Source organism: Pseudomonas sp. MWU318 (assembly GCF_016756945.1).
GTDB lineage: Bacteria > Pseudomonadota > Gammaproteobacteria > Pseudomonadales > Pseudomonadaceae > Aquipseudomonas > Aquipseudomonas putida_A.
This window is the reverse complement of record NZ_JAESJL010000004.1, coordinates 245,890-268,579: the sequence shown is the minus strand read 5'-3', so window position 1 is coordinate 268,579 and position 22,690 is coordinate 245,890. Positions and strand designations below refer to the sequence as shown.

General features: G+C 60.5%; 24 protein-coding genes. 9 read left to right on the top strand and 15 right to left on the bottom strand.

Annotated elements, in window-relative coordinates; translation table 11 throughout:
* Positions 1–26 precede the first annotated feature (26 nt).
* The 3 genes from JN524_RS12240 (at position 27) to pdxH (ending at position 3,094) form a co-directional block, all read left to right on the top strand.
* Positions 27–1,172, top strand: coding sequence for a serine hydrolase (locus JN524_RS12240; protein WP_202369503.1), 1,146 nt, complete (start codon positions 27–29; stop codon positions 1,170–1,172).
* 113 nt (positions 1,173–1,285) lie between these two features.
* Positions 1,286–2,422 carry an OmpA family protein gene (locus tag JN524_RS12235; protein ID WP_202369502.1) on the top strand — a complete coding sequence of 379 codons (1,137 nt, stop codon included), beginning with the start codon at positions 1,286–1,288 and terminating at the stop codon, positions 2,420–2,422.
* 24 nt (positions 2,423–2,446) lie between these two features.
* Positions 2,447–3,094, top strand: a complete 648-nt coding sequence (gene pdxH, locus JN524_RS12230) for a pyridoxamine 5'-phosphate oxidase (RefSeq protein ID WP_202369501.1) — start codon at positions 2,447–2,449, stop codon at positions 3,092–3,094.
* Between the two features lie 5 nt (positions 3,095–3,099).
* On the opposite strand, the gene JN524_RS12225 is transcribed toward pdxH, so the two are convergent.
* Positions 3,100–3,336, bottom strand: a complete 237-nt coding sequence (locus JN524_RS12225; RefSeq protein ID WP_202369500.1) for a hypothetical protein — start codon at positions 3,334–3,336, stop codon at positions 3,100–3,102.
* 167 nt (positions 3,337–3,503) lie between these two features.
* Here JN524_RS12225 and JN524_RS12220 point away from each other — a divergent pair, with 167 nt between their 5' ends.
* A complete protein-coding gene (locus tag JN524_RS12220) occupies positions 3,504–3,968 on the top strand; it encodes a glycine zipper 2TM domain-containing protein (protein WP_007969461.1) in 465 nt (154 codons plus the stop codon).
* A gap of 75 nt (positions 3,969–4,043) precedes the next feature.
* Here JN524_RS12220 and JN524_RS12215 read toward each other — a convergent pair whose 3' ends face one another.
* The gene (locus JN524_RS12215; protein ID WP_202369499.1) at positions 4,044–4,283 is read right to left on the bottom strand and encodes a pyocin S6 family toxin immunity protein; all 240 of its coding nucleotides are present in this window, start codon (positions 4,281–4,283) and stop codon (positions 4,044–4,046) included.
* Between the two features lie 13 nt (positions 4,284–4,296).
* Positions 4,297–5,481 carry a colicin E3/pyocin S6 family cytotoxin gene (locus JN524_RS12210; RefSeq protein WP_202369498.1) on the bottom strand — a complete coding sequence of 395 codons (1,185 nt, stop codon included), beginning with the start codon at positions 5,479–5,481 and terminating at the stop codon, positions 4,297–4,299.
* 336 nt (positions 5,482–5,817) lie between these two features.
* Between JN524_RS12210 and JN524_RS12205 the strand changes: the two genes are divergently transcribed.
* Positions 5,818–6,912, top strand: a complete 1,095-nt coding sequence (locus tag JN524_RS12205) for a PLP-dependent cysteine synthase family protein (RefSeq protein ID WP_414889350.1) — start codon at positions 5,818–5,820, stop codon at positions 6,910–6,912.
* 90 nt (positions 6,913–7,002) lie between these two features.
* On the opposite strand, the gene JN524_RS12200 is transcribed toward JN524_RS12205, so the two are convergent.
* The 3 genes from JN524_RS12200 to JN524_RS12190 form a co-directional block, all read right to left on the bottom strand.
* Positions 7,003–8,616, bottom strand: a complete 1,614-nt coding sequence (locus tag JN524_RS12200; protein ID WP_202369496.1) for an NAD(P)/FAD-dependent oxidoreductase — start codon at positions 8,614–8,616, stop codon at positions 7,003–7,005.
* 97 nt (positions 8,617–8,713) lie between these two features.
* The gene (locus JN524_RS12195; RefSeq protein ID WP_202369495.1) at positions 8,714–9,367 is read right to left on the bottom strand and encodes a COG3650 family protein; all 654 of its coding nucleotides are present in this window, start codon (positions 9,365–9,367) and stop codon (positions 8,714–8,716) included.
* A gap of 136 nt (positions 9,368–9,503) precedes the next feature.
* The gene (locus JN524_RS12190; protein WP_202369494.1) at positions 9,504–10,103 is read right to left on the bottom strand and encodes a short chain dehydrogenase; all 600 of its coding nucleotides are present in this window, start codon (positions 10,101–10,103) and stop codon (positions 9,504–9,506) included.
* 103 nt (positions 10,104–10,206) lie between these two features.
* Here JN524_RS12190 and JN524_RS12185 point away from each other — a divergent pair, with 103 nt between their 5' ends.
* The gene (locus JN524_RS12185; protein WP_202369493.1) at positions 10,207–11,121 is read left to right on the top strand and encodes a LysR family transcriptional regulator; all 915 of its coding nucleotides are present in this window, start codon (positions 10,207–10,209) and stop codon (positions 11,119–11,121) included.
* A gap of 208 nt (positions 11,122–11,329) precedes the next feature.
* Here the strand turns inward: JN524_RS12185 and JN524_RS12180 are convergent, their stop codons facing one another.
* From JN524_RS12180 to JN524_RS12165, 4 genes are read right to left on the bottom strand one after another with little or no spacing between them, the layout of a single operon-like run.
* The gene (locus tag JN524_RS12180; protein WP_202369492.1) at positions 11,330–11,806 is read right to left on the bottom strand and encodes a DoxX family protein; all 477 of its coding nucleotides are present in this window, start codon (positions 11,804–11,806) and stop codon (positions 11,330–11,332) included.
* The gene (locus JN524_RS12175; protein ID WP_202369491.1) at positions 11,803–12,561 is read right to left on the bottom strand and encodes an HvfC/BufC N-terminal domain-containing protein; all 759 of its coding nucleotides are present in this window, start codon (positions 12,559–12,561) and stop codon (positions 11,803–11,805) included. Before JN524_RS12175 ends, JN524_RS12180 begins: the two co-directional genes overlap by 4 nt.
* Entirely contained in the window at positions 12,558–13,445 is an 888-nt protein-coding gene (gene bufB, locus JN524_RS12170; RefSeq protein ID WP_202369490.1) for an MNIO family bufferin maturase, read from the bottom strand. Before bufB ends, JN524_RS12175 begins: the two co-directional genes overlap by 4 nt.
* Positions 13,446–13,470: 25 nt before the next feature.
* Positions 13,471–13,779, bottom strand: coding sequence for a BufA1 family periplasmic bufferin-type metallophore (locus JN524_RS12165; RefSeq protein WP_027614378.1), 309 nt, complete (start codon positions 13,777–13,779; stop codon positions 13,471–13,473).
* A gap of 290 nt (positions 13,780–14,069) precedes the next feature.
* Between JN524_RS12165 and JN524_RS12160 the strand changes: the two genes are divergently transcribed.
* Positions 14,070–15,443, top strand: coding sequence for a DUF2599 domain-containing protein (locus JN524_RS12160; RefSeq protein ID WP_202369489.1), 1,374 nt, complete (start codon positions 14,070–14,072; stop codon positions 15,441–15,443).
* Between the two features lie 30 nt (positions 15,444–15,473).
* Positions 15,474–16,712, top strand: a complete 1,239-nt coding sequence (locus JN524_RS12155) for a DUF2599 domain-containing protein (RefSeq protein WP_202369488.1) — start codon at positions 15,474–15,476, stop codon at positions 16,710–16,712.
* 187 nt (positions 16,713–16,899) lie between these two features.
* Here JN524_RS12155 and JN524_RS12150 read toward each other — a convergent pair whose 3' ends face one another.
* From JN524_RS12150 to JN524_RS12130, 5 genes are all read right to left on the bottom strand, one after another.
* Complete coding sequence (locus tag JN524_RS12150; protein ID WP_003222380.1) at positions 16,900–17,601, bottom strand: ABC transporter ATP-binding protein; 702 nt, start codon at positions 17,599–17,601, stop codon at positions 16,900–16,902.
* On the bottom strand, positions 17,602–18,369 hold the full coding sequence (gene livG / locus JN524_RS12145) for a high-affinity branched-chain amino acid ABC transporter ATP-binding protein LivG (RefSeq protein ID WP_007969480.1): 768 nt from the start codon (positions 18,367–18,369) through the stop codon (positions 17,602–17,604). It abuts the gene before it with no gap.
* The gene (locus JN524_RS12140; RefSeq protein WP_096797533.1) at positions 18,366–19,622 is read right to left on the bottom strand and encodes a high-affinity branched-chain amino acid ABC transporter permease LivM; all 1,257 of its coding nucleotides are present in this window, start codon (positions 19,620–19,622) and stop codon (positions 18,366–18,368) included. Before JN524_RS12140 ends, livG begins: the two co-directional genes overlap by 4 nt.
* Positions 19,619–20,542, bottom strand: coding sequence for a high-affinity branched-chain amino acid ABC transporter permease LivH (livH, locus tag JN524_RS12135; RefSeq protein WP_027614381.1), 924 nt, complete (start codon positions 20,540–20,542; stop codon positions 19,619–19,621). Before livH ends, JN524_RS12140 begins: the two co-directional genes overlap by 4 nt.
* A 230-nt stretch (positions 20,543–20,772) precedes the next feature.
* Complete coding sequence (locus JN524_RS12130; protein WP_202369487.1) at positions 20,773–21,900, bottom strand: branched-chain amino acid ABC transporter substrate-binding protein; 1,128 nt, start codon at positions 21,898–21,900, stop codon at positions 20,773–20,775.
* A gap of 351 nt (positions 21,901–22,251) precedes the next feature.
* On the opposite strand from JN524_RS12130, the gene JN524_RS12125 reads away from it, so the two are divergent.
* Positions 22,252–22,572 (top strand): DUF2288 domain-containing protein, encoded by a 321-nt coding sequence (locus JN524_RS12125; RefSeq protein ID WP_202369486.1) that lies wholly within the window; start codon positions 22,252–22,254, stop codon positions 22,570–22,572.
* Positions 22,573–22,690 lie beyond the last annotated feature (118 nt).

Sequence of the window (22,690 nt, the reverse complement as noted above, 5' to 3'; positions counted from 1 at the left end):
AGAGCGTTTTCGCGGGGGAGTTGCGGGTGCAGATTCAGGGACATTACGAGCTTCAATTCGAAGCGGTGCGCGAGGCATTCGCGGCACTGTTCGACGATCCCCAGGAACGCGGCGCAGCCTTGTGCATCAAGGTCGGCGGCGAAACCGTCCTCGACCTCTGGTCCGGTACGGCCGACAAGGACGGCACCGAAGCCTGGCACAGCGATACCATCGCCAACCTGTTCTCCTGCACCAAAACCTTCACCGCAGTCACCGCGCTGCAATTGGTCGCCGAAGGCAAACTGCAACTGGATGCACCGGTTGCTCGCTACTGGCCGGAATTCGCTGCCGCCGGTAAAGAATCCGTCACCCTGCGCCAACTGCTCTGCCATCGGGCCGGTCTGCCGGCCCTGCGCGAGTTGCTGGCGCCTGCCGCCCTCTACGAATGGCAGACCATGGTCGACGCCCTTGCGGCCGAAGCGCCGTGGTGGACGCCGGGCACCGGCCACGGCTATGCAGCCATCACCTATGGCTGGCTGGTCGGGGAGTTGCTGCGTCGCGCTGACGGTCGCGGGCCGGGCGAGTCGATAGTCGCCCGTGTCTCCAGGCCGCTGGGGCTGGATTTCCACGTCGGTCTGGCTGACGAAGAGTTTCACCGCGTGGCGCATATCGCACGGGGCAAGGGCAATGTCGGCGATGCCGCAGCTCAGCGCCTGTTGCAAGTGACCATGCGCGAACCGACCGCCATGACCACTCGTGCCTTCACCAATCCGCCGTCGGTGCTCACCAGCACCAACAAACCGGAATGGCGCCGCATGCAGCAGCCGGCCGCCAATGGTCATGGCAACGCGCGCAGCCTGGCCGGTTTCTACGCCGGTTTGCTCGACGGCAGCCTGCTTGAAAGCGAAATGCTCGAAGAGCTGACCCGCGAACACAGCTACGGCGAGGACAAGACTTTGCTGACCCGTACCCGTTTCGGTCTGGGCTGCATGCTCGACCAACCGGACATGGCGAACGCCACCTACGGCCTCGGCCCACGTGCCTTTGGTCACCCGGGGGCGGGCGGTTCGGTGGGTTTTGCTGATCCCGAGCACGATGTCGCGTTCGGTTTTGTGACAAATACCCTTGGGCCGTACGTCTTGATGGATCCGCGCGCGCAGCAACTGGCGCGGGTACTTGCCACTTGTCTGTAAAGCTTTACATGAGGTTCCAGGGTTGGAACCAGATCCGGTTTTTCGATTCAAAGCGTCAGTTTATCCGGGCAAAAGAGCTCTGATTTTTCATTACTTCACTTTGTGGATTTTCAATGTCATCCAAAAAAACTCTCGCCCTGGCCCTGTGTGTTGCGATCACCGGTTGTGCACAGACTCCTAAAAACGATGCGGACGGCGGTAGCTGGTGGCCGTTCGGATCTTCCGACAAAGTGGCGGCCAAAGAGCCGGCCCCAGCCCCGGCTCCTGTCGCAGCCCCGGCGCCGCTCAAACCTGCCGCGACCGCACCTGTGGCCAAGACTGAAAGCAGCAGCCACTGGTACTGGCCGTTCGGCGGTTCCGATGATGCGGCGGCCAAGGCCGATGTGAAACCCGAGGTAAAACCCGAAGCCAAACCGGCAGCAGTGGCCAAGGCCGATGCCGACACCGGCACAAAGTGGTGGTGGCCGTTCGGCGGCAAGGATCAATCGACTGCCAAAGTGGTGCCGATGCCTGATCCGAAAGTTACCCAGGCCTGGCTGGATGACTACGAGCCACGCCTGCGTGCGGCGATCAAGGACAGCAATCTGCAACTCGAACGCCGTGACAACGTGCTGGTGGTGATCGCGCCGGTTGAAGGCTCGTTCAACCCGAAGCGTCCAGCGATGCTGCTGCCGGTGACCCTCAGCCCGTTTACCAATGTCGCGAAAATCCTTGAAGCTGACCCGAAAACCGCTGTCCTGGTACTCGGTCACAGCGACAACACCGGTGCCGCTCCGGCCAACGTCAAACTCAGCCAGGAGCGCGCCCAATCCGTAGCGGCGATCTTCCGCCTGAGCGGCTTGCAGCGTGATCGCCTGATGCTGCGTGGGATGGGTGGCGATGCCCCGCGTGCCGCCAACGACAGCGCCGAAGGCCGTGCCCTGAACCGTCGCGTCGAACTGCTGGTGACCCCGCAAAACACCATGGTTGCGCTGCTGAGCAAGTACAACATGCCAGCGCCGGCACCGACCACGATGATTGCGGCACAGGACGTCAAGCCTGCAGCCAAACCGGTAACCCCGGCGCCAGCTGCTTCGAAGGCCGCCGTACCAGCGAGCAAAAAGGCTCCAGCGAAGAAAGCCGCCGCCAAGGCGCCCGCGAAAAAAGCGGCGACCAAGGCACCGGCAAAAACGCCGGCCAAGAAAACCGCTCCGGCCAAAGCCGCAGCGACTGACAAGAAAGTCGCCGCCACCGATACTGCCAAGCAGTGATCCGCTAACGAAAAGGAATGCGCCATGACCCAGGCTCTGGCAGATATGCGTCGTGATTACACCCGGGACGGACTGACCGAGGCGCAAGCCCCGGGCGAGCCGTTTGCGCTGTTCCACCAATGGTTTGCCGACGCGGTGAAAACCGAACAGGCGCCGGTGGAGGCCAACGCCATGACCCTGGCCACGGTGGACTCGGACGGGCGGCCGCATTGCCGCATTCTGCTGCTCAAGGGCCTGGACGCGCAGGGCTTTACCTTTTTCACCAACTACGACAGCGCCAAGGGCCAGCATCTGGCGGCGAATCCTTTCGCGGCCATGACGTTTTTCTGGCCAACCCTGGAACGCCAGGTGCGCATCGAAGGGCGGGTGGTCAAGGTCACGCCGCAAGAGTCCGACGCGTATTATCAGGTGCGACCGCTGGGCAGCCGCCTCGGCGCCTGGGCCTCACCGCAGAGCCGGGTGATCAACGGGCGCGGCGAGCTGGAAGATCTGCTCAAGGCCACCGAGCAGCGCTTCAGCGATACTCAGCCCGACTGCCCGGAACATTGGGGCGGTTACCGCCTGCTGCCTGAGCGCATCGAGTTCTGGCAGGGCCGTCCAAGTCGTCTGCACGATCGCCTGAACTACCGTCAGCAGGGCGCCAACTGGATTCTTGAACGTCTGGCGCCCTGAGCAGTCTACCGAGCGGGATAGCCTGCCGCAGCGGCCTCAAGCCACTTCGGCAGGTCCCGACGCTTGATCTTCTGCAAGCGGGCATCGGCCAGTCGTTCCAGCATGAAGGCGCGTTTGTCTTCATCCTTGCCCGCCAGCGACAGGGCCAGATCACGATCCATCCAGCGTTTGATCCGCACGTACAGCCACCAATGGAAGTACAGACCGGCGACGGTGGTGACGAAAATGATCAGGTAATCCATGAAAGTCCTTGGGTCGGCAGGGCGGATTGAGCGATTTGGCGCTACTGTTGGGTGAGTTTGCAGGTGCCTGTACCGGGCCTGAATAAAATCAAGTTTATCCGGGCTGCGTCGTGACAGGCGTCAAGCAGCGGGGTTTAATGAACACATGTTCTTTTGGAGTTGATGCTATGCGTAAGTCTGTTCTGCTGGTTGCTTCCTTTTCCACGATGGCGATGTTGCTGACCGGCTGCCAGTCGAGCCTGACCGGTGACTCCTACTCCCGTGACGAAGCGCGTCGTGTGCAGACGATTCGCATGGGCACCATCGAATCCCTGCGTCCGGTGAAAATCGAAGGCACTAAGACCCCGATCGGCGGCGCTGCAGGCGCAGTGGTCGGCGGTGTAGGCGGCAGCGCCATCGGTGGCGGCAAAGGCAGCATCGTCGCGGCGGTCATCGGTGCTGTGGCCGGTGGTCTGATCGGTTCCGCGACTGAAGAAGGCCTGACCCGCACCCAGGGCGTGGAAATCACCGTGCGCGAAGACGACGGCAGCATGCGCGCCTACGTGCAACAGGTTCAGGAAAACGAAGTGTTCCGAGTTGGTGAGCGCGTACGCATCTCCACCGTCGGTGGCACCAGCCGCGTTTCGCACTAAGCGGCAACGAGCGGTAAAGAAAAACCCCGATCAGGTGACTGGTCGGGGTTTTTTGTTTGTTTCTCGGTGCGATGCTTACATCTCAATACCAATAAACAATTCCAGGTTGGTTGGAATGAACTCATCAGTCAGCATCGCAATCTGTTGCGCCTGCTCTGCAGTCAACAGCCATTCTCCTTCTGCCATGGCGTTGAGGCTTTTGTGGCCTAGGAGCTTCACGATCCGGTCGTTAAAAGCAGGATCAACGACCAGTTCATACTTGAGTGAGCTATCGTCGAAACTGTCGGGTAAGAACCCTGTGATGCACAAGTACATAAGCGCCTCTTGATTACTTGGGAGTGGTTCGCCCGGGTTTGGCAGGTTTTGTCTGTTCGCCAGTTTGAGGATTGAACTCTCCAAGGTGTTTCCCCTGTTTGTCGTACATTTCTACCGTTCCGTGTTGGCTATCCCACTCAAAAATGCGTCCTTTGAGATCTTTCCAGCGCTTACGACGAGCGCCGCCACCTTGTACGCTGCTTTTTGGTTTGTCTTTCACAGCTTCAGGAAATGCTGTCAGACCTTCAGGGGCTTTATGGTAGTTGTGGTCGCCTGTGCTTAGAACAATGTAAACCGGCCGAACCCCCGAATCCGCCGGAAACACCAGAATGAAATCCCTATATTCCGGCGGATAAACCGGATTCACCAGAATTCCGTCCGCCGCTTTCGTCGGTGGATACACCCAGATGTGCGGTGCCTGCGGTGCAGCCTCCAGCGCCGGAATACCGAGAACGTCCGAGCCATCCACCGCCGGCGTCCAGATCAGTTCGATGCCTTCACCCAGGTCGGCGACGAAACGGTTACCGCGCGCGGTGAACTGCACGACATCGACCATTTCCCAATCGCGATTCCTGCCGGTGTAGAAGCCGTACCCCCTGAGGCTGCCGTCGGCCTGTTGTTCGACGCGCAGGCGCACGCGGGTGCGGGCCTGTTTGAGGCTGCGCAGTTGCTCATCGCTGTACAGCGCGCTGTCGCCGAGGCTGGAAGGCATGAGCAGCGCCACCAGTCCAGCCAGAGTGGCAGCAGCGGTTCCGGCGGCGACAGCGGGTAGCGCTTCGAACGCGGCGCCGGCCAGGGCGAAACTGCCCAGCCCGGCAGGGATCGCTGTGGCGCCGATTTTCTTCAGGGCAACGCCGCCGTTGTCATCGCTTTCGCGTGCACCCAGCAGGATCAGCTCGCCGTAATCCTTGAGGCTGTCGGTCGGCACCATCCCCGAAGAATTCGAGTAATCGATGATCGCGTCCGGCAACTTGCAGGACTTGGCGAACACGCACCCGGCGCGTACGGGATCAGGCTTTTTCGCCGCAACCTCTCGACTGCGCTCGAAAGCCTCCTGCCGCGCCAGCATGGCGTCGTAAGCGTTTTGTCGGGCGTCGCGCTCGGCCAGTTCAGTGGCCGTCATGTAGCGCCAGGTGACGTGATGACCGTCGCCCGCCGGCGGGTTGGGAACCCGGGGAATGTCCTTGTTGCGAGCCACTGAGCGTCCTTTCGTTCATCCATCGACAACCCTTCGAAAGGGCTGTGCGACGTTAACGAAGCGGACAAATGCTGGCTGTAGGACGGATCTTTGATTAAGTGCGAATTGTTCGCTATTTGTCAGGCAGGGGGGGCGAGCAGGCCGCTTCAGTTCAAAGAACGGGGGGATAGGTTCTGCGCAATTACTGCAAAAGCCTGATACCCATTTGCCCAGAACCTGGCAGTTGGTGGATGAATTGAGCCTCAGCTGTATCTGTGAGCCTTGCCGGTTTTTTCCTATGCTGGGGACTGAGCCTGTGACAAGGCTACTCCTGCCCGACTCAACGAGAGCATGACCATGAGCGACAACCGCCAGTGGGCCCGCGAAGCCATCCGCATCATCGAAGCGGACTTCCAGCGCAGCGCCGACACCCATCTGATCCCCTTGCCGCTGCCGGGGTTTGCAGGCATCGAGTTGTATTTCAAGGACGAGTCGAGCCATCCCACCGGCAGCCTCAAGCACCGTCTGGCGCGGTCGTTGTTCTTGTATGCGTTGTGTAACGGCTGGCTCAAACCCGGCGCGCCGGTGATCGAGGCGTCCAGCGGCTCGACGGCGATTTCCGAAGCGTATTTCGCGCGCATGCTCGGTTTGCCATTCATTGCGGTGATGCCGGCAACCACCTCGAAAGAGAAGATCGCGCAGATCGCTTTCTACGGTGGCCAGAGCCATCTGGTGAAAGATCCGACGCAGATTTACGCCGAATCCGAACGTCTGGCCCGCGAGCATGGCGGCCACTTCATCGACCAGTTCACCTATGCCGAGCGGGCCACCGACTGGCGGGCGAACAACAACATCGCCGAATCGATCTTCCAGCAGATGCGTTTCGAGAAACACCCGGAACCGAGCTGGCTGATTTCCAGCCCCGGCACCGGCGGCACCACCGCGACCCTGGGGCGTTATGTGCGTTATCGCCAGCATTGCACCCGGGTATTGTGCGCCGACGCCGAGCGCTCGGTGTTTTTCGATTACTACCAGACCGGCGACGCGAGCCTGCGTCTGGACTGCGGTTCGCGGATCGAAGGCATTGGCCGGCCACGGGTCGAGGCGTCGTTCCTGCCGAAGGTCATCGATGCGATGGTCAAGGTGCCCGACGCCTTGTCGCTGGCGGCCATGCATTATCTGGCGCAGCGTCTGGGACGGCATGTCGGCGGGTCGAGCGGCACCAACCTGATCGGCGCGCTGATGGCGGCGCAACAGATGAAAGCGGCGGGGGAATCGGGGTCGATCGTGGCGATTCTTTGCGATGGCGGCGAGCGTTATGCCGACACCTATTATGATCAGGCCTGGCTGAAGGCGCAGGGCTATGAGCTGGAGGGATTGATTGCGGCGGTGGCGGCGAGTGCCGAACGGGGTGAGCCGCTGCCAACCACAGTGCTGCGCGCCAATATCTGAAAGCAAAAAGATCGCAGCCTGCGGCAGCTCCTACAGGACTGTACTCCCCTGTAGGAGCTGCCGCAGGCTGCGATCTTTTGATCTTGAGAATTAAGCCTCAATCCCCAGAATATCCCGCGCCACAGCTTCCGCAATCCGAATCCCGTCGACACCTGCCGACAGAATCCCGCCCGCATAACCCGCGCCTTCACCGGCCGGGAACAGACCTTTGACGTTCATGCTCTGCAGCGACTCGTTACGCGTGATGCGCAGCGGCGACGAGGTGCGGGTTTCGATCCCGGTCAAGACCGCATCGTGCAGCGAGTAGCCGCGAATCTGCTTCTCGAACGCCGGCAAGGCTTCACGAATCGCTTCGATGGCGAAGTCCGGCAGCGCCAGGGCCAGGTCGCCCAGGGACACGCCCGGTTTGTACGACGGCTCGACTTCGCCCAGTTCGGTGGACGGGGTGCCGTTGATGAAGTCGCCGACGAGTTGCGCGGGGGCTTTGTAGTCGCTGCCGCCGAGGATGAACGCGTGGGATTCCAGACGCTCCTGCAACTCGATACCGGCCAGCGGGCCGCCCGGGTAATCGACTTCCGGGGTGATGCCGACGACGATCCCGGAGTTGGCGTTGCGCTCGTTACGCGAGTACTGGCTCATGCCGTTGGTGACCACGCGATTCGGCTCGGAAGTCGCTGCAACCACGGTGCCGCCCGGGCACATGCAGAAGCTGTAGACCGAACGGCCGTTCTTGGCGTGGTGCACCAGTTTGTAGTCGGCGGCACCGAGTTTCGGGTGGCCGGCGTACTTGCCCAAGCGCGCGCGGTCGATCAGCGACTGCGGGTGTTCGATGCGGAAGCCCACCGAGAACGGCTTGGCTTCCATGAACACGCCACGGCTGTGAAGCATGCGGAAGGTGTCGCGGGCACTGTGGCCGAGGGCCAGGACCACGTGTTTCGAATGCAGGGTTTCGCCGCTCGCCAGTTCGACGCCGACCAGTTGACCGTCTTCGATCAGCACGTCGGTGACGCGCTCCTGGAAGCGTACTTCGCCGCCGAGGGCGCGGATCTCTTCACGCATGGTCTCGACCATGCCGGTCAGACGGAACGTACCGATGTGCGGTTTGCTGACGTAGAGGATTTCTTCAGGCGCGCCGGCCTTGACGAATTCGTGCAGGACTTTGCGACCGAGGAACTTCGGATCCTTGATCTGGCTGTACAGCTTGCCGTCGGAGAACGTGCCCGCGCCGCCTTCGCCGAACTGCACGTTGGACTCGGGGTTGAGCACGCTTTTACGCCACAGGCCCCAGGTGTCCTTGGTGCGCTGACGCACTTCGGTACCGCGCTCGAGGATGATCGGCTTGAAGCCCATCTGGGCCAGCAACAGGCCGGCGAAGATCCCGCACGGGCCGAAACCGACCACGATCGGGCGCTGGCTCAGGTCGCTTGGCGCCTGACCGACGAATTTGTAGCTGACATCCGGCGCCACGTTGACGTTACGGTCGTCGGCGAACTTGCCCAGTACCTTGGCCTCGTCGCGCACGGTGAGGTCGATGGTGTAGATGAAGCACAGCTCGGAGGACTTTTTGCGCGCGTCGTAGCTGCGCTTGAACAAGGTGAAATCGAGCAAATCATCGCTGGCGATGCCCAGGCGCTGCACGATGGCCGCGCGCAGGTCTTCTTCGGGATGGTCGATTGGCAGCTTGAGTTCGGTGATTCGTAACATGGCGAGGATCCGGATTCGCGGGGCGCACAACTGCGCCAGGGCGTTTGAAGGCCGCGATTATAAGCCGCAAAGGCCGGATCCGGTGAGGCTAAAACGCTCAGTCGTTGCGCGATCCGCCGAAATACCCGCAACCACGCTCGACCTTGCCGTCGATGCGCAGCTCGGCGCTCATGTGCTGCACGCTGCCGGTGCTGCTGTCGACGCAGCGCTGCGGCGCCACCCACAACTCGATGCGCTGGTTGTTGGCTTCGCTGCTCAGGTTGAAGCGGCCGTCGCCCAGTTGCTCCTCGACATAAGGCACCGCCAGCGCCGGCTGGCCTTCACGGTCGATGACCATGCCCTTGCCGCTGACTTTGACGTTCCACTCGGGCCCGTGGCCGGCAGCACGCAGGATCAACAGCTTGAAGTTCGGGTCATCGCACGCGGTGCCGGAACGCTCGACGCGATACAACTGACCGAGATCGAGGCGGTCGCCGGCGATCCTCCCGCGCACATCGGCAAACAGCTTGCCCTGCTGATCGGCGAGGGTCGCGGCTTCTTGCAGCACGCTGGTGCCGCCGATGTCGTTGACCACGTACTGACGCTGTTCGCCACACGGCTGGAACACCAGTTTGCCGTCGGCTGCCGTCAACTGCCCCTGCATTCGGGATTGCCCGACGTGGGACGCGCTTTCACGCGAGCCGTCGAGCAATTGGCAGGCGGCGAACAACGGTAGCAGGGCAACAACGATCAACGAACGGGCAACACGCATCTTCGGCTCTCCAGACAAGTGCCGCCACGTTACGCAGGCTGACCATCAAATGCAAAAGATCGCAGCCTGCGGCAGCTCCTACATGGAGACGCACGCTCCTGTGTAGGAGCTGCCGCAGGCTGCGATCTTTTTGCTTTTAACCGACGTGAAAGGTCTGACCGGTTTGCAGGCCTTCGACACTTTTGGCGTAGGCCAATGCCACATCGGCTGCCGGAACCGGCTTGTAGCCACGGAAGTACGGGGCATAGCTGCCCATCGCTTCCAGCAGCACGGTCGGGCTGATCGAGTTGACGCGCAGGCCACGCGGCAATTCGATGGCGGCGGCTTTGACGAAGCTGTCCAGGGCGCCGTTGACCAGTGCCGCCGAGGCGCCGGAGCGGATCGGGTCGTGGCTGAGCACGCCGGTGGTGAAGGTGAACGAGGCGCCGTCGTTGGCGTATTCGCGACCGATCAGCAACAGGTTGACCTGGCCCATCAGTTTGTCTTTCAGGCCCAGGGCGAAGCTGTCAGCGTTCATCTCGCCGAGCGGAGCAAAGGTCACGTTGCCGGCGGCGCAGATCAGCGCGTCGAACTTGCCGGTCTGCTCGAACAGTTTGCGAATCGAGGCGCTGTCGCTGATGTCGACCTGGAAGTCGCCGCTGCTGCGACCGATGCGAATCACTTCGTGACGCTGGCTCAGCTCTTTATCCACGGCCGAACCGATGGTGCCGGCGGCACCGATCAACAGAATCTTCATGGGCTGTTCCTCAATGGGTTGAACGAGGTTTCAGTCTAGAGTGGTTTTTTCTGCGGATAAGCGCACTAATAGGCAACCTTTGGTTTTCAAATGGAAACAATCCATGAGCGAAATGGATGATCTGGCGGCGTTCGCGGTGTTGATCGAGGCCGGCAGCTTTACCTTGGCGGCGCAGCAACTGGGTTGCAGCAAGGGCCAGTTGTCCAAGCGCATCAGTCAGTTGGAAGCGCAGTTTTCCGTGGTGCTGCTGCAGCGCACGACGCGCCGTCTGAGCCTGACTGCCGCCGGCGCCGCTTTGCTGCCCCAGGCGCAAGCGCTGGTCGTCCAGGTGGAGCGCGCGCGGCAGGCATTGGCGCGCTTGAAGGACGACATGGCCGGCCCGGTGCGGATGACCGTTCCGGTGTCGCTGGGAGAGACGTTTTTCGACGGCTTGCTGTTGGAGTTCTCGCAGCAATACCCCGAGGTGCAGATCGAGTTGGAGCTGAACAACCACTATCGCGACCTGTCGCGGGATGGCTTCGATCTGGCGATTCGCACCGAAGTGGCCAATGGTGAACGGCTGGTGGCCAAACCATTGCTGGCGTGGCAGGAAATGACTTGCGCCAGCCCGGCGTATCTAGAGCAGTTCGGCGAACCGCTGACACCGCAGGAGCTGGCCGAACACCGCTGCCTGCTCAACAGCCACTACAGTGGCCGCGAGGAATGGCTGTATCACCAGCAGCACGAATTGCTGCGGGTGCGGGTGTCGGGGCCGTTCGCCAGCAACCATTACAACCTGCTGAAGAAAGCCGCACTGGCCGGCGCCGGCATCGCACGGTTGCCGTCGTATCTGCTGCAAACGGAGTTGGCTGATGGCCGGTTGCGCTGGCTGCTGCGCGATTTTCAGACGCGGCGGATGCCGATGTATCTGGTGCACCCGTACCAGGGCGGTTTGCCCAAGCGCACGCAAGTGCTGGCGGATTATCTGATTGGCTGGTTCAAACGCAGCGGCGAGGCGTTGGATCGCCTGGCGCATTGACAACGATGCCTGTGATATCCCTGATGTCCGTGATGTCCGTGATGTCCGTGATGTCCGTGATGTCCGTGAAACCTGTGATACCTGTGATACCCGTGTAGGAGCTGCCGAAGGCTGCGATCTTTTGATCTTGAAAATCAAAAGATCGCAGCCTTCGGCAGCTCCTACAGAGATATCAGAGACGTCAGAGACATCAGGGACACCAGAGACATCAGCGTTTGCAGTACCTGGCGATCAGGTGATCAATCGACAATCTGCCCGGCCCGGTCGCCATCAGGTACAGCAACACTGCCGCCCAGGTGCCATGGGTCGGGTAGGCATCGGGGTAGACAAACACCTCGATGACCAGCGTCATGCCCAGTAGCGCCAGCGCTGAAAACCTCGTGGCGAAGCCGATCAATATCAGCACCGGAAAGAAGTGTTCGGCAAACGCCGCCATGTGCGCGGCGATTTCCGGTGACAGCAGCGGTACGTGGTATTCGCTCTGGAACAACGGAATCGTCGAGTCCGCCAAGCGTGGCCAGCCGAGTTGCAAGGTGCCGTCGATCAAATCGATGGCCAGCCCCTCGACCTTGGTCTGCCCGGACTTCCAGAACACCGCGGCAATCGAGAATCGCGCGATGAAGGCGATCAGGCTGTGGGGGATTTTTTCCATTAATCCGATGGCGCGAATGATGAGGTTGTTCATGGCGATACCTTGGTGTTCAGGTCGATGATGGCGTTGTGGCCGATCAGCAGGGCGAGCGTCTGCGGCAGATCGAAAGGTGGACTGTCTTGCGCGGCTTGCAGCAGCGGTCGGTGATGGAGCAGATGGCGGATGAATACGCTGGCGCCGTGATCGAGGGCAAACACCTCGACCTCCAGACCGTTGCGCAGCACCAGTGCGTGTTGCCCTTGATGGATGTCGATGCCCGCGAGCGTCGCGTCTCCTTGATGCGCCGCCCAGATCGAAACCACCGCGTAAGCCGAATCGAGCAGGTGCAGCGAGGGATGCAGGGTGATGTCCAGTTCGGCGAGTGTTTGCGGATCGGCCAGTGCAGCGCTGATCTGTTGCGCACTGACCGTCGCGGCATCGGCGGCGTGATAAGCGCGGGTGCGCAAGCGTTCGAGCCGTGCGACATCGGCCAGATACGGCACCTCGGCCGCCGGTTCGAATGCGTCAATGAAGTCCGCCAGACCGTCGCCGTAACGGCTCATCAACGGACTGTGCGGCGGCTGCTGCTGGATGAATATGCCGGCCATGCCACGGAAGAATTCCTCGCCGACCAATTGCTGCACCACCGGATAACTGTCGGCCAGCGCGTTGATCAACGAACCTTGCACGTTATTGCGATACATCAGGAATCGGCTGGCAGGATCGGCACCGTTGGCGCTGCACAGGCCGGCGGGGCAGGGCAGGCGAGTGTCGAGCAGGGCGGCGCTGAAGTCGGCTTGCGTGCTCATGGCCGACTCCCAGCGTGCAGCAACAACGCTTCGGCCTGCTGCGCCTCGGCCAGCAGCACATTGAACGCCGGAACCTGATTGTCCCGTTCGATCAAGGTTGCCACCGGGCCAACGCGTTCGAGCGCCTGTCGGTATAGCGCCCAGACCGCGTCATCAATCGGCGCGCCGTGATCATCGATCAGCAAGCGGTCGCCGAGGCTGTCGGCATCCTCGGCGAACCCGGCCAGATGAATCTCGCCAACCGCGTGCAACGGCAGCGCCTCGAGGTAGGTCAGTGGATCGCGTTGATGATTGATGCACGAGACGTAGACGTTGTTGACGTCGAGCAGCAGACCGCAGCCGCTGCGACGGATGACCTCGGTGATGAACGCCGGCTCGTCGATGGTCGAGCGCTCGAAACCGAGATAGGTCGCTGGATTCTCCAGCAGCATCGGCCGCTTGAGGCTGTTCTGCACTTGATCGATGTGTTCGCAGACGCGGTTCAGCGTCGGCGTGTCATACGCCAGCGGCAGCAGGTCATTGAGGAACACCGGGCCGTGGCTCGACCAGGCCAGGTGTTCGGAAAAGGCTTGCGGTTGATAACGCTCGATCAGTGTTTGCAGGCGTTGCAGGTGCTGAATGTTCAATGGCCCTTCGGCCCCGATCGACAGCCCGACGCCGTGCAGCGACAGCGGATACTGCTCGCGGATCAAGCCGAGAAAATGATGAAACGGACCGCCGTCGACCATGTAGTTTTCGGCGTGGACTTCAAAGAAACCGATGTCTGGTCGGGTGCCGAGCACTTCACGCAAGTGCCCGGTCTTGAGCCCCAGCCCCGCGCGGGGCGGGAGCCCGCAGAGGGCTGCCCGAGTGCGCGGTGGGACAGGTTCGTTGGTGGTGAACATGAGCGTCACTCGGGCAGGCAATGGATCAGGACTTGGCTTTATAGGCTTCCATCTGACCGAAACCGGTCGGCGAGGTCTTGCTCTCGGTAGTGGTGCAGGTGCCTTTTGGCACGAATTTCCACGAGTTGGCCTGGTAGTCCATCTTCGCTGTGCCGGCACAGGTAGTGCCCGCGCCTGCCGCGCAATCGTTGTGACCCTTCATGGCCACACCGAAGCATTTTTCCATGTTGCTGTTGTCGGCGGCATTGGCGCTGGAAACGGCAGTCATGCTCAGGGCGGAACCAAGAGCCAGAACCAGTGCAGCGGCGGACAGGGTGCGAGTGGTAGCAGTCATGATGTTTCTCCAGATTTGAGCTTGGGTTTTACAAGCGAAGTGCGCTTGCTTACCCCACTAGAGAACGCTCATGGCGATGCGTTACAGCGCGGCTGAAATTTTTCAGAAAAAAATGCAAAACCCTGTAGGAGCTGCCGCAGGCTGTGATCTTTTGACTTTGATTTTATATTCAAAAGCCAGATCAAAAGATCGCAGCCTGCGGCAGCTCCTACACAGGATTTCTTCGGTTCCGCGTCTATAGTCATTTGCAACGGCCTCTGTCACAGGCCGATTTACCAGGACGGTATCTCATGACGAAGGATCGATCAGTCCGCGCTGCGCTATTGCGCACGACTTCATCTTTTACGCTCGCCTGCACGCTGCCCTTGCTGTTCGGCACGGCTTACGCGCAGACGCAGGTTGATCCGCTGGACACGCTCAAGCGCATCAACAGCAACTACAACACCCTCAAGGACGCTTGCCAGGAACCCGATACCGGTGCTGCGCGCGGGCTGTATTACTGCAGTGGCGTGACCTTGCGCATGGTCAATGACGGGCCGTTCAATCCGTGGGATTACAGCCCCTATGCGATCAAGATCGGCGCGACGTCCTACTCGTGGATCCGCAAGGATCTGAGCACGCGGATTCTGATTCATCCGGCCGGTTTCATCCTGCGCACACCCACCGATGCGGCGGCGTTGAAGCTGCCGGTCAAAGAGCAGGGTTTCACCTGCATCTATGCGTTTGATGGCGGTACCGGGCCGGAGCGCAAATGGTATGGCTGCGGTTTCTTCGACAGCCGCGAACCGCCGCGCGCGGCGCAAGGCACGCTGAACAATCGCAATGCCGCGCTGGCATACGGCACCTGTGCCGAGGCCGGTGTCACCACCGCCGAGCAGTGGACGCAGAAATACACCGGGCTGATGAAGGGGCCGATCCAGTACAGCCAATGTTCGTGGAACGCGGAAAAAACCAGCGACTGGCACGCGATGATCCGCGTGCACGAGTCGCGCCCGAACACTACTAACAAGGATCCTTTTGCCTTCAGTGCCCAGGTCAACGAGTTCATGTTGAAGAACGCCACCGCGACCAACGATGGCAGCGAAAACATGAAGTACATCGATGCCTTCATCTACAACGTCAACAGCACGCAGAATTTTGCGACCCGCGGTGATCAGGCGCCGCCGAAACCGGAGAACGGCCTGAACAGCGCGCGCAATTTCCAGAAAAAACTTCAGGCTCAGGGCTACAGCGTGCCGATCCTGCGCCTGGATTTCACCAAGCCTGCAGAGCAGCGCTTCAGCTACGTCGCCGCCGATCAGGCGATCGACGAAATGGTGGTGGGTGGCGCCCCGGTGCCGCAATACATTGCCTCCGCCGACTGGATCAAACGTTACGACCCCGGCACCCGCAAGGATGAATGGAGCCTGAGCATCGTGCCCACCGCGGCGGGGCGCGCCTTGCCCGGTGAGCAAGTCGGCGCTCTGTACGATCAGTTGTTCGTCCTCAAGGGGCCGGACAGCAACTGGCGCGACAACGAAAAGTCCGCTGGCAGCATGCGTCAGCAACTGCGCTGCGTGCTGGTCAATTACCGCAACAAGACGCCATGGAATCTGGAACCGTTCAGGCCGGCGTTGTCGGACAGCGAGACTCGCGCCGCGGGTTGCAACCCGGTCCCGCGTTGAGTGTGTTGGCTAATCAAGGAGATGCAAGCCATGAAGAAACGTCTGAACAGGATCGCCCCGTTGCTCGTGTTGCCGCTGTTGGTGCATGCGGCATGGGCCAGCGCCGAGTCATGTGACGAGACGCTGAGGAAGGTTGAAAAGCTCTACAACAACACCGTCGACAGTTGCGGTCAGGACCCGGCGTCTGACTGCTCAGGGCTGCTGGTGCGCGGCACGCACCGGGCCGATCCGGCCAAGGGGCAAAAGTGGGACGTGTGGAATCCCAGCCCGAAAGCCGTGGAGCTGGGCACGTTTGCTGCCTCATACATGCGGGCCGACGGCATCAGTTATGAAGACCCTGGCATGAGCACGCAGAACGGCTACCTGATTACGCCCCGGGATCTGGTGAAAGACCCCGAGACGCCGGTGCATGTCTATTGCGCGTTTCCCAACGATGCCTGGACCGACTTTCGCAACGATCGTGGCTGTGGCGACAACAAGAACACCGCCCCGACCGAGGCGGTCTGCCAGGCCATGAAACCGCCGATTGCCAGTCCCAATGCCTGGGTCGCGCATTTCACCCAGTACAACAACAATCGCCAGCAGGACCAGTTGCAGTGCGGTTTCAACATGCGCAATCCGATGAGCAGCAAGGAGCGGGTCGACGCCTTCCGCAACTTCATGGGCGCGCGCAAAGTCATCAATAGCCGTGAGTTTCAGACCCAGACCGAGCTACGCCTGGGCAACCCGAAAACCGATGAACTGCCGATTCTGGCGTTCTTCTACAGCGATCAGCGCGGTCTGAACGACGCGTTGGCCAATCAGAAGGATTACAAGGCCAAGACCGGCAAGGATCGCAACATCATCAAGATCGACTTCCCGAAAACCCCGGTGGGCAAGGCCTCTTTCTCGTGCATCCAGACCTCGACGCCGACAGAACCGAAATTCTGCGACAAGTACATCGAGTCCAGCACCTGGGTACAACGTCCCGATCCGAAACTGGGACCGAAGACCTGGTCGCTCTCGGTAGTACCGACTGCGTGTGGTCGGGCGATCAAGGACGACCAGACCGACCGGATGTTTGCCGAGCTGTACAACAAGCACAAGGACGATCCGCAGTGGCGCGAATACAGCGTCAATGGCGGATCGTTGCGGCGGCAGATGGTTTGCCATCTGGCGGCGGTCTACGACGGCAAGCCTGTGAGGAACAAGCCTGAGTGGAACCTTGAGCCGGCCCGGCCTTATGTCGATCAGGCCACCGCTGTGGCGCAGTACTGCAACCCGTACTGACGGCACTGTCCTTATAGGAGCTGCCGCAGGCTCGGGCCGCGATCGGACGATCTTTTGATCTTGCTTCTAAAAGGCAAAGTCAAAAGATCGTCCGATCGCGGCCCGAGCCTGCGGCAGCTCCTACAGGAGGGATGTGTTGAGGTATAAAAAAACGGCCCGAAGGCCGTTTTTTATTGGGCGAAAAGCCTCAACCGCCGAGGTACGCCTCGCGCACTTTCGGGTCGGTCAGCAGCGCTTCGCCGGTGCCTTGCATGACCACGCGGCCGTTCTCCAGAACGTACGCACGGTCAGCGATTTTCAGCGCCTGGTTGGCGTTCTGCTCGACCAGGAACACCGTTACACCGTCCTTGCGCAGCTGTTCGATGATGTCGAAGATCTGCTGGATGATGATCGGTGCCAGGCCCAGCGACGGCTCGTCGAGCAGCAGCAGTTTTGGCTTGCTCATCAGCGCCCGGCCGATGGCGAGCATCTGCTGTTCGCCGCCGGACATGGTGCCGCCGCGCTGGTTGAAGCGTTCTTTCAGGCGCGGGAACAGGCCGAGGACCTTGTCCATCTGCTCCTGATAGTCGCCCTTGTCGGTGAAGAAGCCGCCCATGGACAGGTTCTCTTCAACGGTCAGCCGGGCGAATACCCGACGACCTTCCGGCACCACGGCGATGCTCTTGCGCATGATCTGCGACGAGTCCTGGCCGACCAGTTCCTCACCCATGTAGCGGATGCTGCCGCTGTGCGCCTGCGGCGAACCGCAGAGCGTCATCAGCAGCGTGGACTTGCCGGCACCGTTGGCGCCGATCAGGGTCACGATCTCGCCCTGACGGACTTCGACGTTGACGCTGTGCAGGGCCTGGATCTTGCCGTAGAAGGTGGAAACGTTTTCGAACTGCAGCATTTACGCTTCCCCCAGGTAGGCTTTGATCACTTCAGGATTGTCGCGGATCTGTTCCGGCGTGCCGTCAGCCAGAGGTGTGCCCTGGTTGATCACGACAATGTGGTCGGAAATGCTCATGACCAGTTTCATGTCGTGTTCGATCAGCAGCACGGTGACATTGTGCTCTTCACGCAGCACGCTGATCAGCGCCTTGAGATCTTCGGTCTCTTTCGGGTTCAGACCGGCGGCCGGTTCGTCGAGCATGAGGATCCGCGGACGGGTCATCATGCAGCGGGCGATTTCCAGACGCCGTTGCTGACCGTAGGCCAGGGTGCCGGCGGTACGGTTGGCGAACTCTTTCAGATTGACCTTTTCCAGCCAGTATTCGGCGTATTCCATGGCCTCGCGTTCGCTCTTGCGGAACGCCGGGGTCTTGAACAGGCCGGACAGGAAGTTGGTGTTCAGGTGACGGTGCTGGGCGATCAACAGGTTCTCGACCGCCGTCATGTCCTTGAACAGCCGCACGTTCTGGAAGGTGCGCACCACGCCCTTGAGGGCAATCTTGTGCCCCGGCAGGCCCTGGATCGGCTCGCCGTCCAGCAGGATGCTGCCGCCCGATGGCTGGTAGAAACCGGTCAGGCAGTTGAACACGGTGGTCTTGCCCGCGCCGTTCGGCCCGATCAGCGCCACCACTTGTTTTTCCTTGACGGTCAGGGCCACGCCATTGACCGCCAGCAAGCCGCCGAAGCGCATGCTCAGATTTTCAACCTTCAGGATCTCGCGGCTCATTTTCGCAACTCCATGTGTGGGCGTTGCATCGGCAGCAGACCTTGTGGACGCCAGATCATCATCAACACCATCAGCGCACCGAACATCAACATCCGGTATTCGCTGAACTCACGCATCATTTCCGGCAACAGGATCATCACCACGGCCGCGAGAATCACGCCCAGCTGCGAGCCCATGCCACCCAGCACGACGATGGCGAGGATGATCGCCGACTCGATGAAGGTGAACGATTCCGGCGTCACCAGACCCTGACGGGCAGCGAAGAAGCTACCGGCGAAACCGGCGAAGCTCGCACCCAGGGTGAACGCCGACAGCTTGATGATCGTCGGATTCAGACCCAGTGCACGGCAGGCGATTTCATCTTCACGCAGCGCTTCCCACGCACGGCCGATCGGCATGCGCAGCAGGCGGTTGATGATGAACAGCGCTGCCAGCGCCAGCAACAGGGCAACCAGGTAGAGGAAGATCACCTTGTTGATCGAGTTGTATTCGAGGCCGAAATACTCGTGGAAGGTTTGCATGCCTTCCGCCGCTTTACGTTCGAAGGTCAGGCCGAAGAACGTCGGTTTCTCGATGTTGCTGATGCCGTTCGGGCCACCAGTGATGTCGGTCAGGTTACGCAGGAACAGACGAATGATTTCGCCGAAACCGAGGGTCACGATCGCCAGATAGTCACCGCGCAGACGCAACACCGGGAAGCCCAGCAGGAAGCCGAACGTCGCCGCCATCAGACCGGCAATCGGCAGGCAGATCCAGAAGCTCAGGCCGTAGTAGTGCGACAGCAGCGCGTAGCTGTAGGCGCCGACGGCGTAGAAGCCGACGTAACCCAGGTCGAGCAGACCGGCCAGACCGACGACGATGTTCAGACCGAGGCCGAGCATCACGTAGATCAGGATCAGCGTGGCGATGTCCACCGCTCCGCGGGAGCCGAAGAACGGCCACACCAGTGCACCGAGGATCAGCGCAATGATGATGTAGCGTTGCGTGGTCGGCAGGGTCAGGAAGTTGCTGGCCTTGGCCGGGATCAACGGCAGGCCCGGCGAGGATTTCCACGCCTTGCTGATCTGCTGGTTGAACAGCACGCGCAGGAACATCAGCACCGAGCACACGGCGATGGTCGCCAGAATGGCCGGGCTGGTGCCGTGCACTTCGAGGTTGATGCCGACGATGGTCAGTTTCAGACCGAGTACCGGATACGCAACCGCCCAAACTAAGAGCGCACTGAAGAGTGCTTGCTTAAGATTTTTAGTCATACCTTCTCAACCTCCGGACGGCCCAGAATGCCGGTCGGACGGAACAACAGCACCAGAACCAACAAGCCGAAAGCCACGACGTCCTTGTACTGGTCGCCGAAGATATCGGCGCCAAAGGCTTCCGCCACCCCAAGCACCAGCCCGCCGAGCATGGCGCCGGGGATGCTGCCGATCCCGCCGAGTACCGCAGCGGTGAAGGCCTTGAGGCCGACGAGGAAACCGGCGTTGGGGTTGATCACGCCGTACTGCATGCTCAGCAGCACAGCCGCAACGGCTGCCAGCGCGGCACCGATGACGAAGGTCAGGGCGATGATGTTGTTGGTGTTGATGCCCAGCAGGTTGGCCATCTTGATGTCTTCGGCGCAGGCACGGCAGGCGCGACCCAGGCGAGAGCGGGAGATGAACAGCGTGAGGCCGAGCATGGCGACCAGGGTCACCACGAACACCACGATTTGCATGTAGGAAATCAGCACTTCATGTGCGCCACCTGGCCCGATGGAGAAGTTGCCGGGGATCAGGTTGGGGATGGATTTGTCCTTGGAGTCTTGCGCGAGCAGAACCGTGTTCTGCAGGAAGATCGACATACCGATCGCGGAAATCAGCGGGATCAGACGGTTGCTGCCGCGCAGGGGGCGGTAGGCGATCCGTTCGATGCTGTAACCGTAGGAACTGGTGACGACGATGCTCGCGATGAACGCGGCGGTCATCAACAGCGGGACGTTGTCGATTCCCATCATGGCCAGCCCGGCGATGGCGATGAACGCCACGTAGGAACCGATCATGTACACCTCGCCGTGGGCGAAGTTGATCATTCCAATGATGCCGTAAACCATCGTATAGCCGATGGCGATCAGGGCATACGTGCTGCCAATGGTCAGGCCATTAACCAGCTGTTGGAAGAAGTGATAGATGTCAGGCATTACAACGCTCCTAAAAACCTGATACGCATTTCACTGGTGGAGTCATTTTCCCGCCCGGCCCCGTGGATCTTTATCCACTTCGAATCCGGGTTTTGCCAGCGAACCGCTGATGACGGTTTTGAGATTTTCAGGTGGGGAGACTGGCGGATCACGCCAGCGCGGCCCATACATTCGTAAAACAAAGCCCACGGCACGCCGTGGGCTTTATTGGCAGTCAGTCAGGGCGCGCCTTACTGAGGCGAAACTTCAGTTTTCGGTTTGCCGAAGTGCCACTCGTAAACCACAAATTTGAAGTCCTTCAGGTCGCCCTTGGCGTCGAAGCTCAGGTCGCCGGTAGGGGTCTTGAAGGTGCCGGCGTGGATAGCTTCGGCCACTTTGGCAGGGTCTTCGGATTTGGCTGCGGTGATACCGCCGGCAATCACTTCAACCGCCGAGTAGGAAGGGAACACGAACGGGCCGCTCGGGTCTTCTTTCTTCGCCTTGAAGGCATCAGCCAGGGCAACGTTGGCCGGATCCTGGTCGAAGGATTTCGGCAGGGTCACCAGCAGGCCTTCGGAGGCGTCCTTGGCGATCTGCGAAATGGAGTCGTTACCCACGCCTTCCGGACCCATGAACTTGGCTTTCAGGCCTTTTTCCTGAGATTGACGCAAGATCAGACCCAGCTCCGGGTGGTAGCCGCCGTAGTAGACGAAGTCGACGTTGGCTTGCTTGAGCTTGGAGATGATCGAGGAGAAGTCCTTGTCGCCGGCGTTGACGCCTTCGAACACGGCGACTTTCACGCCTTTCTTCTCCAGGGTCGCTTTGACTGCAGTGGCGATGCCTTCACCGTATTGCTGCTTGTCGTGCAGTACGGCAACGATTTTCGGCTTCACGTGGTCGGCGATGTAGTTACCGGCGGCAGGGCCCTGGGCGCTGTCCAGACCGATGGTGCGGAAGACCATTTTGTAACCACGGGCGGTGATGTCCGGGCTGGTGGCAGCCGGAGTGATCATCACGACGCCTTCGTCTTCGTAGATGTCCGAAGCAGGCTGAGTGGAGCTGGAGCACAGGTGACCGACCACGAACTTGACGCCGTCGTTGACGACCTTGTTCGCGACCGCTACCGCTTGTTTCGGATCGCACGCGTCATCGTATTCAACGGCTTCGAGTTTCTTGCCGTCGACGCCGCCCTTGGCGTTGATCTGCTCGATGGCCATTTTCGCGCCACTGAACTGCATGTCGCCGTATTGGGCTACAGGACCGGTTTTAGGGCCGGCGATACCGATCTTGATGGTGTCAGCGGCGAACGAATGGCTGGCAACCCCGGCCAGAACCATAGCGGCAAACAGTTTGGAAATCTGCTTAGTAGCCTTAGTCATAGTGCTCCACTCTTACTGTTGTAATTTTTTTGAGTTCTGGCGCCGTAGCAGCAGAACCGGGTCAGATATCTTTGCGATACCCTCCGGAAATGCCCCCGGCAACTGTACCGGTACAGTGTAGAGCGCCGGTTGTTGGCCTGGGAAGCAGGCGCCGAGGGACAAAACTTGGGGGTGTCGCATTTTTGAATGAAAAAGACAGAATTGCGGCGGGGCTTTCGCGGGCATATATCCCAAACACCAGCATTCCTTGGCGTTCCTGCTCTTTTCGTTCGGTGAAGCCATTTGCAACCGGGTTTTTCTGCCGGTCCACCGACGTTATCATTCGCGTCGATTTCTTTTCCGGACAGTCCCATGAATCAAGAACCTAGCACCCTCTATGCCAAGCTGCTTGGTGAAACCGCATCTATTACCTGGAAAGAGCTGGAGCCGTTCTTCGCCAAGGGTGCCCTATTGTGGGTCGACCCGGCCCTGGATTTGATCGCCGCCGCCGAGGCCGTGGCCTCGGATGATGGCCAGAAAGTCGCCGCCTGGCTGACCGAAGACAAGGTCGCCAAGCTGTCTGAAACGCGGGCGCTGGATATTTTCGAGCGTGATCCGCAGCTGTGGGCGGTGGTGGTGAGTCCGTGGATTCTGATCCAGGAAAGGGCGGTTGCTTCTGATGTTGCACCTTGATGGTGCAGTCAGTCATCAGCAAAAAGTGTGTAGCCGAGTAGCGTGATGGCATGTTGCCGTAGAGAAAGGCCACAAGCGTGGGTGGCCTCACGGTGACGTAAACGTAACGGGAACAGTT